Here is a 16,215-nt window from a genome sequence, read left to right as displayed (position 1 = left end):
GTCGTCGCTACCTGTCAATCACTAAATGTCATTTTCAGTCATTCATTAGCTTAACCTGATTGATTTTGAGCGTTTGTGATTGACTTAATCAAATCTGCAAGCCAGCCTAGTCGCAAGCAAATGAAGACAAATTGCTGTTGATGGAGACGATGATGCCCGACGCCACCCAAAGCCAACGCCTTGAAAACAAGTGGGATGCGACCCGAGCCAAAGGTATGAACGAACCTGAAAAACTGCTCTATCGATCCAACCTTCTGGGGTCGGACAAACGAATCACGAACTATGGTGGCGGCAATACATCAGCCAAGGTGATGCAAGACGACCCGCTCACGGGACAAGCTGTCGAAGTGCTTTGGGTAAAGGGATCAGGCGGCGATGTTGGCTCGATCAAGATGGATGGCTTTTCGACCCTATACATGAACAAACTGAACGCATTGCGTGACATCTATCGTGGAGTAGAGTTTGAGGATGAGATGGTCGCTTACCTGCCTCACTGCACTTTCAACCTGAACCCACGCGCAGCCTCCATCGACACGCCCCTGCACGCCTATGTGCCAAAAAAACACGTCGATCACATGCACCCTGACGCGATCATTGCGATTGCAGCCGCCAAAGACAGCAAGGCACTGACCAAGAAGATCTTCGGCGATAGCATCGGTTGGTTACCATGGAAAAGACCAGGCTATGAATTGGGTCTGTGGCTGTCGGACTTTTGCGCCGAGAACCCAGATGCCAAAGGCGTTGTGCTCGAAAGCCACGGCTTGTTCACATGGGCTGATGATGCGCAGGACTGTTATGATCTGACGCTGGACATCATCCAGACAGCAATGGATTGGTTTGCACACAAAACCGAAGGCAAGGAGGCTTTTGGTGGCGCACTCCATTCCAGCTTGCCAGCAGATGACCGTCGCGCCGCAGCAGCTCGGTTGATGCCCGCCATTCGCGGCATGGTTTCCGGCGACCAGCATACGGTCGGCCACTTCACTGACAATGACACAGTACTTGAATTCGTCAACGCACAGGATATGAAACGGCTCGCGGCCCTCGGCACCTCCTGCCCCGACCATTTCCTGCGCACAAAAATTTGTCCACTGGTGGTGAGTTTTGACCCGGCCAAACCCGACATCGACGCCACGCTGGCGAGTCTGGCTGATGCTGTCGCGGATTACCGAGAGGGATACAAAGCCTATTTCGAACGCTGCAAGAGAGACGACAGCCCGGCCATTCGCGACCCCAATGCTGTGGTTTACCTGATTCCTGGCGTTGGTATGATCACCTTTGCCAAAGACAAGGCAACCGCCCGCATCTCGGGCGAGTTCTATGTCAACGCAATCAACGTGATGCGCGGTGCCGATGCGGTGTCCGAATACCAGGGACTGCCCGAGCAGGAAGCTTTTGATATCGAATATTGGCTTCTGGAAGAGGCCAAGCTACAACGCATGCCCAAGCCAAAATCACTGGCAGGCCGCGTCGCGCTGGTCACCGGCGGCGCAGGCGGAATTGGCTCGGCCACCGCTGAACGTTACCTGCGCGATGGGGCCTGTGTGGTGCTGGCCGATATCGATGACGCAGCACTTGCAGATACCGCTGAAAACCTGACCAGTCGCTACTCGGCCGACGTGGTGCGTACGGTGAACATGAACGTCACTGATGAAACAGCTGTCATCGCCGCTTTCGACAAGGCCGCTGCAGAATTCGGCGGTGTCGACATCCTTGTGTCAAACGCCGGCATCGCCAGCTCGGCCCCAATCGAAGACACCAGTCTGGATTTGTGGAACAAGAACATGGATATCCTGTCCACAGGCTATTTCCTCGTCAGTCGCGAGGCCTTCAAAGTGATGAATGTGCAGGATATGGGCGGTGCTCTGGTTTTTGTCGCGTCCAAAAACGGCCTTGCTGCCTCGCCCAATGCCTCCGCCTATTGCACTGCCAAAGCCTCAGAAATCCACCTGGCCCGCTGCTTGGCGCTGGAGGGCGCGCCTAAGGGCATCCGCGTCAATGTGGTGAACCCCGACGCAGTACTGAAAGGTTCAAAAATCTGGTCCGGTGACTGGCTTAAGGAACGCGCCTCGACTTATGGTAAAGACAAAGAAGGACTGGAAGAGCACTACCGCCAGCGATCCTTGTTGAAACGCTCGGTCCTGCCCGAAGACATCGCCGAAGCGGCCTATTTTCTGGCCTCGGACCTGTCGGCAAAATCCACCGGCAATATAATCAACGTGGACGCCGGCAACGTACAGTCTTTTACCCGCTAAGGAAACGGATCATGATTAACGATACTATCATTGCCCAAGACAACGACCGTTTCCACGCCACCCTCAAGGCCGACTATGACGCCTTGGGTGAACATTTGGACCGGCGCGGCATCGACATTGCCCAGATCAAAGCCAAAGTTAGCAACTACGGCGTTGCCGTGCCCAGTTGGGGCGTCGGCACCGGCGGCACCCGTTTTGCGCGCTTCCCCGGCAGTGGCGAACCCCGCGATATCTTTGACAAACTTGACGATTGCGGCGTGATCCAACAATTGACCCGCGCTACGCCCTCAGTTTCGCTGCACATTCCCTGGGATAAAGCCCCAGCCAGTGATCTCCTCGCTAAGGCCGAGGAAGTTGGACTTACCTTTGATGCGATGAACTCAAACACCTTTCAGGATCAGCCCGATCAGCCCCACAGCTACAAATACGGCTCACTTTCGCATACCGACGCGGCGACCCGCCAGCAGGCCGTGGACCACAACATCGAATGCATCGAGCTGGGCGGGCAGCTCGGTTCCAAGGCACTGACCATCTGGGTGGGCGACGGGTCAAACTTTCCAGGTCAGACCAACTTCACCCGCCAGTTTGAACGCTATCTCGACGCCACTAAGCAGGTCTATAACGCCCTGCCCGACGACTGGACGCTGCTAACCGAGCACAAAATGTACGAGCCAGCCTTCTATTCCACCGTGGTGCAGGATTGGGGCACCAACCTGCTGATCGCGCAGCAAACGGGCGACAGAGCAAAATGTCTGGTCGATCTGGGCCACCACGCGCCAAATGCAAATGTTGAAATGATAGTCGCGCGACTTACACAGTTCGGTAAACTCGGCGGGTTCCATTTTAACGACAGCAAATACGGAGACGATGATTTGGATACCGGCAGCATCGATCCTTACCGTTTGTTCCTGGTGTTCAACGAGCTGGTCGAGGCCGAAGTGAACCCCGATTTCAACCCCATGCACATGCTGGACCAAAGTCACAATGTCACCGACCCTATTGAGAGCCTGATGGTATCCGCGATGGAGGTGCAGCGCGCCTATGCGCAGGCATTGCTTGTGGACCGTGCGGCGCTGGCTGGTTTTCAGGACGACAACGATCCCCTGATGGCAACAACAACACTCAAACACGGGTTCCGCACCGATGTTGAACCCATTCTCGCCATGGCGCGTTGTGAGGCTCGTGGTGCAATATGCCCCGTGACGGCCTATCGCGCGTCCCAGTATCGGGCAAAGGTCGCCCAGAAACGGCCAGCAATCACCGGAGCGGGTGGCGGTATTGTCTAAAAGGGCTCTCACATCTCAGACGTGGAACGAAGGTTCTAGTGCATTCAAAAAAGCGCCCGTCGATGTCATCTCTTCCTCCGTCTGGTCCCGCGGCAAACGGGGTTACCCCTTCCCCTAGCCAATCAACGGAGACTTCCATGTCAGACACGGATTCCAAGGACACTCCTTTTAGCTCGCACCTGTATCGAAAGTCCGCTTCTTAGAACTCTGTTCTTAGGTACGCAATTGCAGCGAAACTTGGCTTGCCAGCTTTCACGCCGAAATGTGCTTGTGGCAGTATTGACCGCAATGGCTCACCGCGGAACGTCGACAGCGCGAGACGATGATACGATTGCGTCGCTTCCTAAATGACGGTTTCGGGAATACCTGCGTGACAGGTTCGTGCAAGTGCAGGACAAATTGGAAACTGTCCAAATCACTGGGAAACGAGTATTTTCAACCGAAGCATCTTTGAACCCGGTGCGCAAATCTTTTGAGCCAAAACAGTATACTGCCAGGAAGCCCTGGAAACGTCTTTGGAGTGAGGCGCGCCTACTCGAACGTGACGGCGCTTTGTGAGCAAAACATATCTTCCGACAAGACTTACAAGATTTCAAATGCGCTGAACTCACAAACCAATGATCTGCTCGCTCCAATTTCTTAGAAGTGTAGAGCTCACTTATTGCGCGCAACCCCTTTGGCATCAAACGCAGCAGGGCGGGTACAGGGGTGGATGCAAACTCATAGAAAACTTACAACCATATGAAAATACATGGTTTTCAGCAAGCAAATGGTGCCCAGGGGCGGGATCCAATGATACGTTAACTCCAGTTTAACAACCTCCCAAGCTATTGATGCTATTCACAAAACCACTGGCGTCTAAGCGTCCTGAATGGAACGCAGAAGGCCCTGTGTGATACAAATTGTGAAACAGTCGATGGGACGAGTTGATGAGTTATCTATGGTTGCGGGGGAATGTATATTGGTTCCGGATGAGATGCCCGAAGAAATATAGTAGTGTTCACGAGAGGGAATATATCACTCAATCGCTCAATACAGACAGCCGTTCATTAGCTCAGAACTTGGCGCAGAAAGTTCGATTGGACTGGCTAAACGAGCTCCAAGCGAGAGCATTCCAAGGGCACTCACCCCGCAGCGATGCAGCATACAAGTCGACAATTGGTCTAGCTGTTGCCAACGATGTCGCGCCACAAACGGCTAGTGAGCTGGCTCAAGGGCCACTCAATGACCTGATCAAACGGATCGAAAAATTAGTTCAACTGGACCCAAATGGGGTTTCGGCCAGATTTGCCGCAGACTTGGGAGGTTTTGAGCTACCAGAAATGACACTCCTCCAGGTGGCTGGCAAAATGCCCGATCTGTGCCCCGATAAAGTAGTTAGCAAGAACTATAGGCAAGCACGAAATTGGCACAATCGCTACAAGCGCGCCGCGGAGACTTTTTCGACGACAATTGGCGACAAACCTTTGAAAGACATCAGTGAAGATGATGCGCACGATTATCGCCGAGTTTGGCAAGACCGTGTGAAGCAGCGAGAAGTAAGCACCGAATATGCAAACAAGCACTTTGGCTACATTCGCACCATGATTGATACTTTTTATAGCGACCTGGAAGTCAACAAATACGTCAATCCATTTTTGGGCTTAAAGCTTTCTGAGAAAGCTGCTTGGGAGAAAACCCAGGACCCAAATAGAAAGCCTGAATTCACTCCTAACTGGATCCGAAGCACCATCATCAATGGCGACCTTCTTGGTCACTTGAACTCTCAGGCAAGAGACATTTTGACTATTTGTGCGGAAACTGGTTGTCGGCAAACTGAAATTTTCGACCTTCCCGCCTCGGCCATCAGGTTGGATGCAGAAATTCCCCACATCTTGGTTAGGATCGAGGAAGATGGAGAACATAAGCGTGAGATCAAAAACCAATCCTCTCGAAGGACCGTTCCATTAGTTGGATCAGCATTAAGAGCCCTGCAGCGAAACCCATTAGGCTTCGACCGCTACCGCGGAAAGGAGGGCTTCAGCGATACGGTGATGAAATTCTTCAAGGATAACAGCTTGCTGCCTTCACCTGATCACAAAATCAGTGGCTTGCGGCACAGGTTTGAGTCTCGGATGAGGCATGCCAGTGTCAGTAATGAAGACCGCGGCTATATGATGGGACATTCCATGAAAAAAATCAGGGGTCGTGAAGTTTATGGTGATGAAACTAGCCTGAAAATCAGGGCGCTATTTGCGGAGATGGTGTCATTTCAAACTCCCTATTGGAAGCCGAGAAGCCCCACTGAAATTTTACAGATTGTAGATAATCTTCTTATTGCCGAAGGGTTTCGGGTCAAGGATTGAACAATCGTAGGCAGTGCGGCAGTTACACAATCAATTGCCTTGCCTTGCCTTGCCTTGCCTTGACTTGACTTGATATCCAGACCATAGCGCGAACCTTTTCAATAGAAATGGCTCTTTCGTGAAACATGCCGATACCATGGCATTTCATTGGATTGGACCGACTGAGGACACTTGCCTCTACTAGTTGATGTCTGAAGCAAACATCAGCAACAAGCGAGGTCTGTTAATGAACAATCCCCATTGCATCGCAGTTTGCCCGCGCTTTCCTCCTTGTCAGGTTTATCGCCGCTGGATGAAACACACCTAGCAGCCACAAACCTTTAACAATCCGGTCTTTCACGGAAAGTCTCTAAATGGCGGCGTTATGTGGCAATTGGCACGTGGCCGGCTGCCATTGAACTCGGCCTTTTGGGCAATCGTTCGCCGCAAATCACTCGTCTCGTATTTGGGCTTGGGTTGCGAGATGACAGGTCGGGGCTCTGGTGCAAAAATGGGTTCCGGCGGTTCACCTGTCAGTATGCTGAAGTCATTGACGTCGACGGTGGCGCGAACCCTGTTTGGCAGGCAATTCCCACTTCCGCTGTAGTCCTTGTGTGCAGCCTTTGCTTGGGCGCTGCTAAGTAAGTAGAAGGCCGGCTCCAACGTCCGAAGGCCCCGTTCAATGAAAAGGAAGTAGTCAGCGTCACCCTTGGTGGCCATATCGACGGGCCAGCGACTGATCTCGGACGTTCTATCGATGGCATCAACTCGTCCAGCTTTGTGATTTTGCGGACAGCAACGCTACTGCCAGAGCGATGGCCTATCAGCCGAGGGACCGCGACTTATTCTTCTGGGAGGATCGGGGCTGGTACACTTCGTTTGTGGGCGGTAGCCACGAGTTTATAGATGCAGGAAGCTTGAACCTCAATTATCGGACGATGTTCCACTACATGGCGACGGGTATTACACCTGCCATGTCCGCGCCTTCTGTAGGCACAGGTTCAGTCTACGCTTTTACGCCGCATGACAGTGATGGAATGTACCTAGATGGAGGCAAGACGTACAGTGTAACGCTTCCGGGGCCTGTTCCTGCCAACGATTTCTGGTCTTTCGTGGTTTACGACAACCAACACCGCTCAATGCTGGAAACAGACCAGCGGCTTGCAGGGCTCGACAGCACTTTAAAAGATGTAGTTGCCAACGAAGATGGTTCTTTCACAATCTGGTTTGGCCCTGAAGCGCCAGAAGGTAAGGAAGGCAATTGGATCCAAACTATGCCCGGCAAAGGCTTTTCAACTATCCTCAGGCTCTACGGCCCGCTTGAGCCCTGGTTTGACAATACATGGCGTCCGAGCGACCTCGAACTGGTCGATTAAGGCTCTCCTCCCACAAACTGAGAAGAGTAATAAGAAATATTTGTAAGTGCAGCAGGGGCATCGTCATACCTCCTTGCTGCGCTAAATGTCTGGAGCCCCCCCAAGTCAGCGGCCCAATGTCTCGCGTCAGACAGGCCTAATTCCGACGAGCCTAGTCTCTCCTACGGAAGGCTCACCGCTAACTTCCAGCTATTAGTTGGCACTGATGCAGAAGAAGGCACACGTGTACCCCGTCATAGCCGTTGAAGCAGCTCGGGCTGTTTTGCGAAGCGGGAACTTATGGTTCACCTTAATCCTTGATGGAATCCGAGATGGGAATGCCATGAAAGGTTGCGCGAACTGAAACTAAATATGGTAGCGGACTGTTTTTAGATCCCAGCTAAAAATCATACATGGAGAATTTGCTAGGCCACATTTAACGTTGGCCATGGATATGAATACGAGGCAGCCATGTCGTCCATGAACTTGATGGCGTTCCCGACTCCATCTTCCTTGTGAACTTGAGCGCTGAGAGACTGCGCTGCAGCTAGGATTGTCTGATCAGTTGTCACGGTCTTAATTCCTGCAGCAACACGTTCAGCTGTTAAAGCTTTAGAACCGACCATCCCAAGATACCTGCCAATCCCTCGCGTTTCTGCAAGTGACCCGTGAAAAGGTTGATCACCTTGTGTTGCGCAAACAATTGTTGGACGACCGGCAAGTATACCTGCGGCAAGCGTGCCAGCACCGCCATGATGCACAACGGCAGCACATTGGGGAAACAACCAGTCAAAGGGGCAAGATTCAATTTCAAAGATATTCTCTTTTGACCATTCATAAAGGCTCTGCCCTTCTTCAGTTGAGGTGTCGAGCCCTTCGCGGCTCAAGCCTGCCCCCCCAAGGGGCAGGTTGTTGGTTCAAGTCCAACCGGGGTCACCAATTCTTTTTATTTATCAGTGATTTATGCGGACTCGATTTGAAATCTCTTCAATCGCGTTGGCCCAGAACAAGAACAAACGGTCCAAAACCGCGTATGATCCGTACAAATCCCGTACAGGTCGCTACTGTATGTTCCTAATTCGTTCGGCTGGAAGGGTGCTGCGGTATCTTCAACTGATAGATCAACATCACGTTCCGTTCTTAGAAGATGTGCATCTGGTGAGCCATTTCACCGAAAACCAAGGTCACGTGAATTACGACTGCAACTTCATGCAAACCGTGCCAGCTCTTTTTGAAAATCAAGTTCATGGGAATACCTCGTCAATTTGTGTGCAATGTGTATCATGTGCCCTATGTGCAGTAAAGTGGTTTTTGACACATCGTGTGCGTTATGTTACATTTTGTGAAATGGAGATGATTTATGCCGCCTAAAAGAACCAGTAAGGACGCCCACCGGATCCACATCTTGATGGACGATGATGAGCTCAAAGAAGTTGATGATTACTCGTTTCATCCTTCTGTACAGATACGCACTCGGTCTGCGGCGATCAGGTCCTTGATCGAGAAAGGCCTGGCCCAACATAGATCTGAAATAGATAAGGCCGACGATTCATAAGGTGGCGCCCAAAGCAAGGGGGCAATCTTAGTACCCACGCAAAATCTACAATATGCTTAGGCTATGACTCTCTGACGAGCCCTAAGTGGCCTTTCAGTTTGCCGAAGGTTCGCCGCGCAACTGGGATGTGTGCCGCTACATTCATTGTATCGAATCAAACATTGGAAACGATCATGGAAAACGTAGAAACGTTACAAAGGAACTTGCCTCCGGGCGTCATCGTTCTTGAATATCGCGATGGGTACGTAGAGGTGAAAAGTCGCTTGGGAGAGTTCATCGCCAGCGCTGTTGGCATGGCCGACGGAAATCTTGGCGGGGTTCGTTCTTTTTATGGGCCCGTCGATTTGGACCGAGGGGTGCGCGGGCTCAAGATGGCAGCGGATGCTTACTATCTGGCCCTTTAGGGCATAGGTCGACATGGTCCGGTAGCAATTAGCAAAGCACAACATTTACCGCCTACGACCCATTGATCGAGCTAAATCAGTGTGTGCACAAGAGTTCGCTCCAGTTCGTGAGACTATATCGCTCATGGGATTTGCCCCTGTTGCCCCCCTGAATAGAACTCCACCAACGTCGCTGAGAGCACTTGTCCCGCTATTCAAATTTTGACAAACATTCAAGCTTTGGTAGAATTGGAAATTATAATTTTCCGCATTAGGAGAAGCCCATTGTCTAATCACATTATCCACCTCGCGAACGGTGAACTTCAGTCCGACACCCCGAAATCGAAGGTCGACGAAATCCTAGCCCAAGCCGCGGCAAGCAAGAACATCGTGCTGCATTTTCACGGCGGTCTTGTATCCGAAGCGCGCGGGCGCGACATCGCCGAGTTTCTGACTCGTCAATATGATGAAGGCGACGCCTATCCAGTTTTCTTTGTCTGGGAGGCGGGTCTGCTTGAAACGATCCAGAACAATCTTGGTCAGATCGCGAAGGAATTGATTTTCCGCACAGTGGTCAAACGCGTCACGGGTATTCTGGCGCGTAAACTGACCCAGACCGACGGAGATCGCGCGACGGGGGCGCTTCCCAATGTGAACCTCAGCGGCGTAGAGGCTAAGCTGGAAGAAGCCTTGGATGCGCTGGCGGTTGGCGAAGATGCGAGCGGCGAGCTGTTGTCCGATATTGTGGATGTCTCGGGGCTTGCGCAGTTGACACCACTGGAAGAGTTGCAGCTGCGAGAAGAGCTGAATCGCGATTTCACGCTGCGCCGGGCGGTAGGCGAGGTTACAAATGGTCTGCGCGACGCCGACGATATCGCCAATGAGCTCAGTTCCCGGTCGGCCAATTCGGTACGTGGTTCGGCCGAAACCCTGATGGACCCCGGCAGTATCGAGCGCATGGTGGACCGCCCAGACCCCGCGTCGCGCGGCGTCCTTTCGGTGATCCGGGTCGCCAAAGCGGTGATCGCCGTGGCTAAACGCTGTATTAGCCGGGCGCTGGACGGACGGGCTCACGGGCTGCATGCGACGGTGGTCGAAGAGATCCTGCGCGAATTTTACGTGGCGAACGTGGGTGGCCTCGTGTGGAAACACATGAAACAGGACACGGCGGACAGTTTTGGCGACAACCCGGAACGTCACGGTGGGACCGCTGTTCTGACCGTTCTGAACGACCTGATGGAGGCTGACCCCGACTTACGTATCACGCTGGTCGGGCACAGCACCGGCGCGGTCTATATTGCGCACATGTTGGAAAAAGCCGATGAAATCAGGCCCCAAGGGTTTAATTTTGACGTCGTCTTTCTGGCTCCTGCGGTTACCTTTGATCTGGCCGCAACGGCGTTCCAGAATCACGGTGGCCAGATGCGGAATTTCCGGATTTTCACCATGACCGACGAGAACGAGCAAGAGGATGTTCTGGTGAAGTTCCTCTATCCGCATTCTTTGCTCTATTTCGTTTCGGGGGTAGTCGAATTCGAACCGGACGCGCCCTTGGTGGGGATGCAGCGGTTTTATGAGACAGAGGCTTTTCCGGACGACGAGTTTCCCAAGGTGGCATCGCTGCGCAACCACCTGGTAAGCATCGAACACAGCGTTGTCTGGTCGGTGACGACGGGGGCGGGGCCGGGACTGAATTCACAATCGCTATGCCACGGGGATTTCGACAATGATGAAACTACGCTGACGAGCCTGAAACATATCCTGAAACACGGGTTTTGACGGTGCCGGACCACGCGATTGTCATTGGCATCGACCGTTATCCCGGAATTTCGGACCTGCAGGGGCCGTGCAACGACGCCCAGTTGTTCCGCGAATGGCTGATCAATCCGGCGGGCGGCAGCTTGGACCCGGCCAATGTGAAGATGTGTCTTTCGTCGGAGTTTGATCCACCGGATGGGTTGGAGGACGCCCATCCACTTCAATCAGAAATCGAGAGGCTGTTTCGCCCGCTCAGCACGCGCGCGGCCCATGGAGAGCACATCGACGGACGGCTGTTCCTATTTGTGGCGGGGCACGGGTTCGCCGATCCGCAAGACATGGACTCGGCGGCGCTTTATGCGGCGGACGCCACAGACGAGTTTCATACCCATGTGGCTGTCGAGCTCTATGCGAGCTATTTTCGCCGCCTATGGACCTTTAACGAGATTTTCCTGATCTTTGACGCCTGCCGAACGAACCTGCCCTTTCAGCGGATCAGTTCCCCCCCTCTGCCCGAACTTCAGGCGCATGCGAACACGAACAAGGTCAAGATGTTCTATGGCTATGCCACCGGTTTCGGTAGCGCAGCGCGCGAAAGGAAGTTTGACGGGGTTGCGCACGGGGTTTTCACTAAAACAATGATCGCCGCGCTTGAAAGCGCGACCCCGAACCGGCTGGGCCGCGTCACCGGCAGTATCATTAAAGATCGCGTCCACAATATTTTTGGTGAAGTTGCAGGTGACCTTGTGGTTACCGCTCCGACGATTAAAGTTGATAGCGACAAAGAGGTGCTGTTTCTGCAGCGCGAAGCTGCAGAAGCCGTTGGGCCCGAGACGATGTTTCAGATACGGGACCAATACCTCGGGCAAACGTTGATCTTCGAGAGCTTTGGCGGGGTGGAGGTCATCCGCCACACTATTGTCGAGCTGAAGTTTGGGCTGCGGATCGAACCAGAGTTCTACAAGGTACTGATTCTTGAAACCGAAGAAAATGATCTAATCGAGGTACGAGGCGATGCAATCATCATCGAACTCAAATTTGGTGACGCTTGAGGTCAACGCGGCTGATGCGGCGACCGAGATCTTCCTGATTGACGGGCGACTGCGGCGTATTGCCAAGGGGGTGGGGTGGCTCGGGCATGATGTGGCACCGGGGTTCTATAAGCTACGCTATCGGTCGGCCGCAACGCAGGTGGATGAGTTGATCGAAGTCACCGGTGAGACAGAACGCCATGCCGTGCACGCCGAACCCATAGCCTTTCGGTCCGCTGCGCCCCTGGCCTATACGGCGACCGCCAATGTGGCTCAACTGAACCGAGCGCAGGAATGGTCCCATATGCAGGGCGTCCCGTATTGCAGCTTGTTCTTGTTCCTTCGCCAAGAGGACGAGGAGCGACAAATCGAACCGGTGGAGGTTCAGGTACTGGACTTGGCGGGCGAGCTGATTGCTGGATTGAACGAGGGGATGTGGGATGAAGCAGCGCGCTGCGCGGGGCTGACGCGAGCCCTGCCACCGGGGACCTACCGGGTGAGGGTCGTCAATCCTGTGCTGGGCACCTATGAAATGTTCGTCAGCTTATGTGATGGTTGGCAGACCCAGGTGTTCCTGACCCCCGACGTTTTTGAGCGCAACAACGAACGCGTCACGGCGGTGTCGCTGCGCCGATCCTCGATCTTCATGGCGCGAACCCACGAGGGATTTGATCCTTACAACCCCAATCTCAGGCTAGGCGAGCTTGCGAAACACGCGATCAGCCAAGGGCGCAACGTCGTGTCGCGCGAGGTGATCAACAGTTTCTTGGACGAGAAATTCAAGAACCCGATGCTGGGTTTTGCAGTAGCGCATTTGTTGATGAGGCGACCCAAGAGAAACTATGAACTGCTGGATACGGTTCTGTGCAACCTTAAATGCATGACTGTTGATCATCCGGACCTCGAAGCGCTGGAGCTTGGGTTGCGTACTTCAGGCTATGGGCGGTCATTTGAGCTGAGCCGGCCGCCGATGTTCTTGGCCAGTTGGGACTTCATGGTGCGCGCAACCCGCGCCCGTGCCAGCCTAATCCATCCGGCCAGCGTGCCAGGGCAGATCGCACATAACGTGGCGAGCAGCGCGCCTTGGCTATTGCATCGTCTACCCGACGAACCAACGCAGGGACCGGTCCGCCTGTCGCTGCGCGATTCCGAGGCGCTGTTCAACAATCTGTTGAGCATCGGCGCAGACGAGCTGTTGGCGCGGGCCAAAGAAATGCGGGAGGGCCAGAGTCTTAGCGGGCTTGAGCAAAATATTCTGAACCTAGTCCTGACGCATCAGAAAGTCATGCAGATCGGCGAAACCGCAAGATTCGAGGCCGAGACCAGTCCTGGGGAAGGAAAACATGGGCTGTCCCGTGCGCTCAGACGCATTCGCGCACCTGCATATTCGGTGGCTTCGGCCGTGCAAAGCCTATGCGACAAAATGAAGGGTTAGAGGCCGTGCGCTTAAATCATTAACCGGGAGGGCGGTCCAAAGCCACCGTCCGCGGACTGTCTGAACGCTGCTTTCGCATAGCCGCTATGGGCATCGTCCACGAGACGCGCTTTCTCACCTAATTCGTTTTCCAAAAACAACCGATTCCTGCATTCGTTATAGCATCCGCCAGACCGGGCAATTATGGGTCGTCGGTCCGCCGCAGCAAGTTGAATTCTTCGCACAGGCACATTAGTTCGCTCGAAGTTTTGGCTTTGAAGGTAAGTGGTTGAGCTTTATCTGACTAGTTCCGATGATCTTAAAAGGAGACCGGAAACGCATGGCAGCACCTCATTTCCCATACTCTATACTGTCATCCACTGATGGTCGACCGAATGTAGGTGTTGGGCTACAGGACCTGAAAGTCCCCGTCTTTTGTCCGCTTTATCATACCAGGAGCTTACCGACCTAGAAGTAAAATTCATTGAGTTTCGCAACGCAGGTTTAGGTTTGTTTCAGCAGCACGGCAGCGTAGTGCAAGTGTTACCACCAAGATTGCCTGCTCCTCAAAGAAACTCGAATTGGTTGCCTTCTGCAAGATGGCGTTGAGATCCGCCTGGTCAGTCATGAACTGTCGAGTGTTTCAGCAGCACGGCAGCGTAGTGCAAGTGTTACCACCAAGATTGCCTGCTCCTCAAAGAAACTCGAATTGGTTGCCTTCTGCAAGATGGCGTTGAGATCCGCCTGGTCAGTCATGAACTGTCGAGTGAAATTTAAATCCGGATTGGGAGCCCCAGCGATATTCAGCTCGGAAAAATCGGGATCCTCAATCGCAATTGAGGCGATGTCAGGTTGCATCGACGAGGCTTCAAAGAGCTGTGAAAGGGCGAGCAATCGCGACTGTCCAAGTCGCATTTCGAGTGCTGCTAGATTGTAGAGTGCAAGGACGCCGATGTCGTCTGAGATTCTGGCGTTCAAGCGCCACTTCTCAAGAGCTGAAAAGAGGAGTTGCCTGGCATCAAATAGATCTTCGTCAGACTTACTGAACTCAAGTCTGACGGCACCTGCGAAGGCCTCAATTCGTGCAATCTCCCCCCAATCACTCAAATACGGCGCCTGATATGCGCGAGTTGATGCCGCAATGATCTCAGCTGGGTTTCCGCCTTGGCTGTAACGTGTTTCTGCCAGTGTTTGCCATCCGCTAGGGCTAAAGGGAGCTAAGTGCGCTGCAGTCTCCATTCTTGATAACCCACGCACGAGGTCACCTTGATCCAAGTACCGCCATGCAGAATGTTGAAACCCAATTGCCGGTGATGACGGTCCGCCCAGACCAATCCAAGACCCGATTGTTAATACTGCAATAAGTGTTAGCACCGCTTTCTGCGAACTGAATTTCAAGCTCGGATGTCCAAAGAAAAACAAAGCCGCAAGAAAGACAACTGTGACAACTAGCGGAGCCAGCATGCCAAGTGTGGGGCTATTGGGAACAATTGGTTCCCAGTAACCGAGGGTAACAATCACAAATCCAATTGGGGCCAATAGCGTCATTCGCCCCTTGGCGCGCCAGATGCACACAATTGGAAAGGCCACCAGTGTAGCGGTTGTTATCACCGCTAACCGATCCATCGTCGTCCCAAGAAACAGTGCGGCAGGTTCATGGCGATGGACGTTTGTGAAGTCGTCGAAGATTGGGAGCGCAGAAAGGCTGAGCGGAATGGACTGGCTCACCAGAAACCCAGCCACCCAACCGATGATGAACATGGACAATAAACTCGGTGCTTGACCTTCGGCGGATTTCGAAGATGTGGTAGCTGACATCAATAACAGTAGCAGTGCCACATATGCGACAGTCGATTGGATCGAGGATGCGAGCGCGTTTGAACTGCATTGTAGGGATTCACTCAATGTTACCTGGCAAAGATATGCGAATGGGCTGATTAGGTACGCCGCTAGCACCGAGCACACTGCGCCAAATGCAATCAGCATCGGAAAAGACATCAACGTTCTATCGACGGTCCAGGATCGCCAATGGCGCCGTGCATGTATTTCGTCAGCCCCCCCAAGAAGGATCTCCGCTGCGTTGAGGTGCTCTAATCCAACTGCGTAGATGGCAAACTGATCAGCCATGTACTCGCGATGCGACTGACTAATTCGTACCAACCAGACACCCAAAACAACTATCACTAGCAGAGCGAAACCGGAGGATTTACCCGCAACATTGGCCTGAATAACGGCAAAAAATCCCTCGCCATTTCTTAGGTCGACGTAGCCGGAAATTAGAAAGCCTTTAAGCACCAGAGCTGCTGCTGTTAACAAGCTGCACTTTAGCGCAAGTTCCAAATTCACTATCCAACGCGTGTCACGATTCACTATATGCCCAAGTTCATGAGCAGTTACTGCTGCCAGTGCGCCAACGTTCGAACTAAGGCGGCTCCAAGCAAGAGCGGGAAAAATAATGGCGGGTGGCTCATTCCAGCGTGTCGGCACCCAAGCAAAGGGCGAAGCCAGCACAGGCCCACCCGGATCTCGAATTCGAGCAATAGTGCCGAGAACCAATAGTCGAGCACGGGTGTCATGGAAGTTTTCATCTAGAAGAGGCCATTCGCCAATCTGTGTCCAGGGGATTGGATGGCAACCATGGAGAACTCTGCGTTGGCGTCGGTCGGAGAACCTGCGATGCAAGGTGAACAATACCCATGCAATAACAGGAGAAAACATCTCCAACGCAGTTTCGAGTTTCCTGTCAAAATTTTCTCCCTGAGACCACCAGCTCAAAATGGATTCATAGGGAGTTAGAAACAAAAATACCGATGCAACCAGCATTGCTAACGAGACCAGCAACAAGCTGGATGCC

General features: G+C 53.1%; 10 protein-coding genes. 8 read left to right on the top strand and 2 right to left on the bottom strand.

Features of this window, described 5'->3' with window-relative positions; genetic code table 11:
- Window positions 1–152: 152 nt before the first annotated feature.
- The 4 genes from EBB79_RS02970 (at window position 153) to EBB79_RS02955 (ending at window position 7,241) form a co-directional block, all read left to right on the top strand.
- Complete coding sequence (locus tag EBB79_RS02970) at window positions 153–2,255, top strand: bifunctional rhamnulose-1-phosphate aldolase/short-chain dehydrogenase (protein WP_127747511.1); 2,103 nt, start codon at window positions 153–155, stop codon at window positions 2,253–2,255.
- An 11-nt stretch (window positions 2,256–2,266) separates the two neighbouring features.
- On the top strand, window positions 2,267–3,541 hold the full coding sequence (gene rhaI / locus EBB79_RS02965) for an L-rhamnose catabolism isomerase (protein WP_127747510.1): 1,275 nt from the start codon (window positions 2,267–2,269) through the stop codon (window positions 3,539–3,541).
- Window positions 3,542–4,470: 929 nt separating this feature from the next.
- A complete protein-coding gene (locus EBB79_RS02960) occupies window positions 4,471–5,886 on the top strand; it encodes a DUF6538 domain-containing protein (protein WP_127747509.1) in 1,416 nt (471 codons plus the stop codon).
- Between the two features lie 794 nt (window positions 5,887–6,680).
- Window positions 6,681–7,241: a DUF1214 domain-containing protein gene (locus EBB79_RS02955; RefSeq protein WP_127747508.1), complete on the top strand. Its 561-nt coding sequence runs from the start codon at window positions 6,681–6,683 to the stop codon at window positions 7,239–7,241.
- A gap of 404 nt (window positions 7,242–7,645) precedes the next feature.
- Here EBB79_RS02955 and EBB79_RS02950 read toward each other — a convergent pair whose 3' ends face one another.
- A complete protein-coding gene (locus tag EBB79_RS02950; protein WP_127747506.1) occupies window positions 7,646–8,107 on the bottom strand; it encodes a glycosyltransferase in 462 nt (153 codons plus the stop codon).
- An 841-nt stretch (window positions 8,108–8,948) separates the two neighbouring features.
- Between EBB79_RS02950 and EBB79_RS02945 the strand changes: the two genes are divergently transcribed.
- The 4 genes from EBB79_RS02945 (at window position 8,949) to EBB79_RS02930 (ending at window position 13,382) form a co-directional block, all read left to right on the top strand.
- On the top strand, window positions 8,949–9,179 hold the full coding sequence (locus tag EBB79_RS02945; protein ID WP_127747504.1) for a hypothetical protein: 231 nt from the start codon (window positions 8,949–8,951) through the stop codon (window positions 9,177–9,179).
- Window positions 9,180–9,443: 264 nt separating this feature from the next.
- Window positions 9,444–10,937: an alpha/beta hydrolase gene (locus tag EBB79_RS02940; RefSeq protein ID WP_127747502.1), complete on the top strand. Its 1,494-nt coding sequence runs from the start codon at window positions 9,444–9,446 to the stop codon at window positions 10,935–10,937.
- Window positions 10,938–10,939: 2 nt separating this feature from the next.
- The gene (locus tag EBB79_RS02935; protein ID WP_238705060.1) at window positions 10,940–11,968 is read left to right on the top strand and encodes a caspase family protein; all 1,029 of its coding nucleotides are present in this window, start codon (window positions 10,940–10,942) and stop codon (window positions 11,966–11,968) included.
- Window positions 11,931–13,382, top strand: coding sequence for a hypothetical protein (locus EBB79_RS02930; RefSeq protein WP_127747498.1), 1,452 nt, complete (start codon window positions 11,931–11,933; stop codon window positions 13,380–13,382). Before EBB79_RS02935 ends, EBB79_RS02930 begins: the two co-directional genes overlap by 38 nt.
- Before the next feature lie 603 nt (window positions 13,383–13,985).
- Here EBB79_RS02930 and EBB79_RS02925 read toward each other — a convergent pair.
- A complete protein-coding gene (locus EBB79_RS02925) occupies window positions 13,986–16,184 on the bottom strand; it encodes a M48 family metalloprotease (protein WP_127747496.1) in 2,199 nt (732 codons plus the stop codon).
- Window positions 16,185–16,215 lie beyond the last annotated feature (31 nt).

Source organism: Parasedimentitalea marina (genome assembly GCF_004006175.1).
In the GTDB taxonomy this organism is placed as follows: Bacteria; Pseudomonadota; Alphaproteobacteria; order Rhodobacterales; family Rhodobacteraceae; genus Parasedimentitalea; species Parasedimentitalea marina.
The sequence above is the reverse complement of the archived record's forward strand: the minus strand, read 5'-3'. Positions and strand labels throughout refer to the sequence as shown.

Bases quoted from the DNA above. Each gene is read 5' to 3' on its own strand.
- EBB79_RS02925 (WP_127747496.1), bottom strand. From the start codon at position 16,184: ATGCTGGTTGCATCGGTATTTTTGTTTCTAACTCCCTATGAATCCATT.
- EBB79_RS02945 (WP_127747504.1), top strand. From the start codon at position 8,949: ATGGAAAACGTAGAAACGTTACAAAGGAACTTGCCTCCGGGCGTCATC.
- rhaI (WP_127747510.1), top strand. From the start codon at position 2,267: ATGATTAACGATACTATCATTGCCCAAGACAACGACCGTTTCCACGCC.
- EBB79_RS02970 (WP_127747511.1), top strand. From the start codon at position 153: ATGCCCGACGCCACCCAAAGCCAACGCCTTGAAAACAAGTGGGATGCG.
- EBB79_RS02960 (WP_127747509.1), top strand. From the start codon at position 4,471: ATGAGTTATCTATGGTTGCGGGGGAATGTATATTGGTTCCGGATGAGA.
- EBB79_RS02955 (WP_127747508.1), top strand. From the start codon at position 6,681: ATGGCCTATCAGCCGAGGGACCGCGACTTATTCTTCTGGGAGGATCGG.
- EBB79_RS02930 (WP_127747498.1), top strand. From the start codon at position 11,931: ATGCAATCATCATCGAACTCAAATTTGGTGACGCTTGAGGTCAACGCG.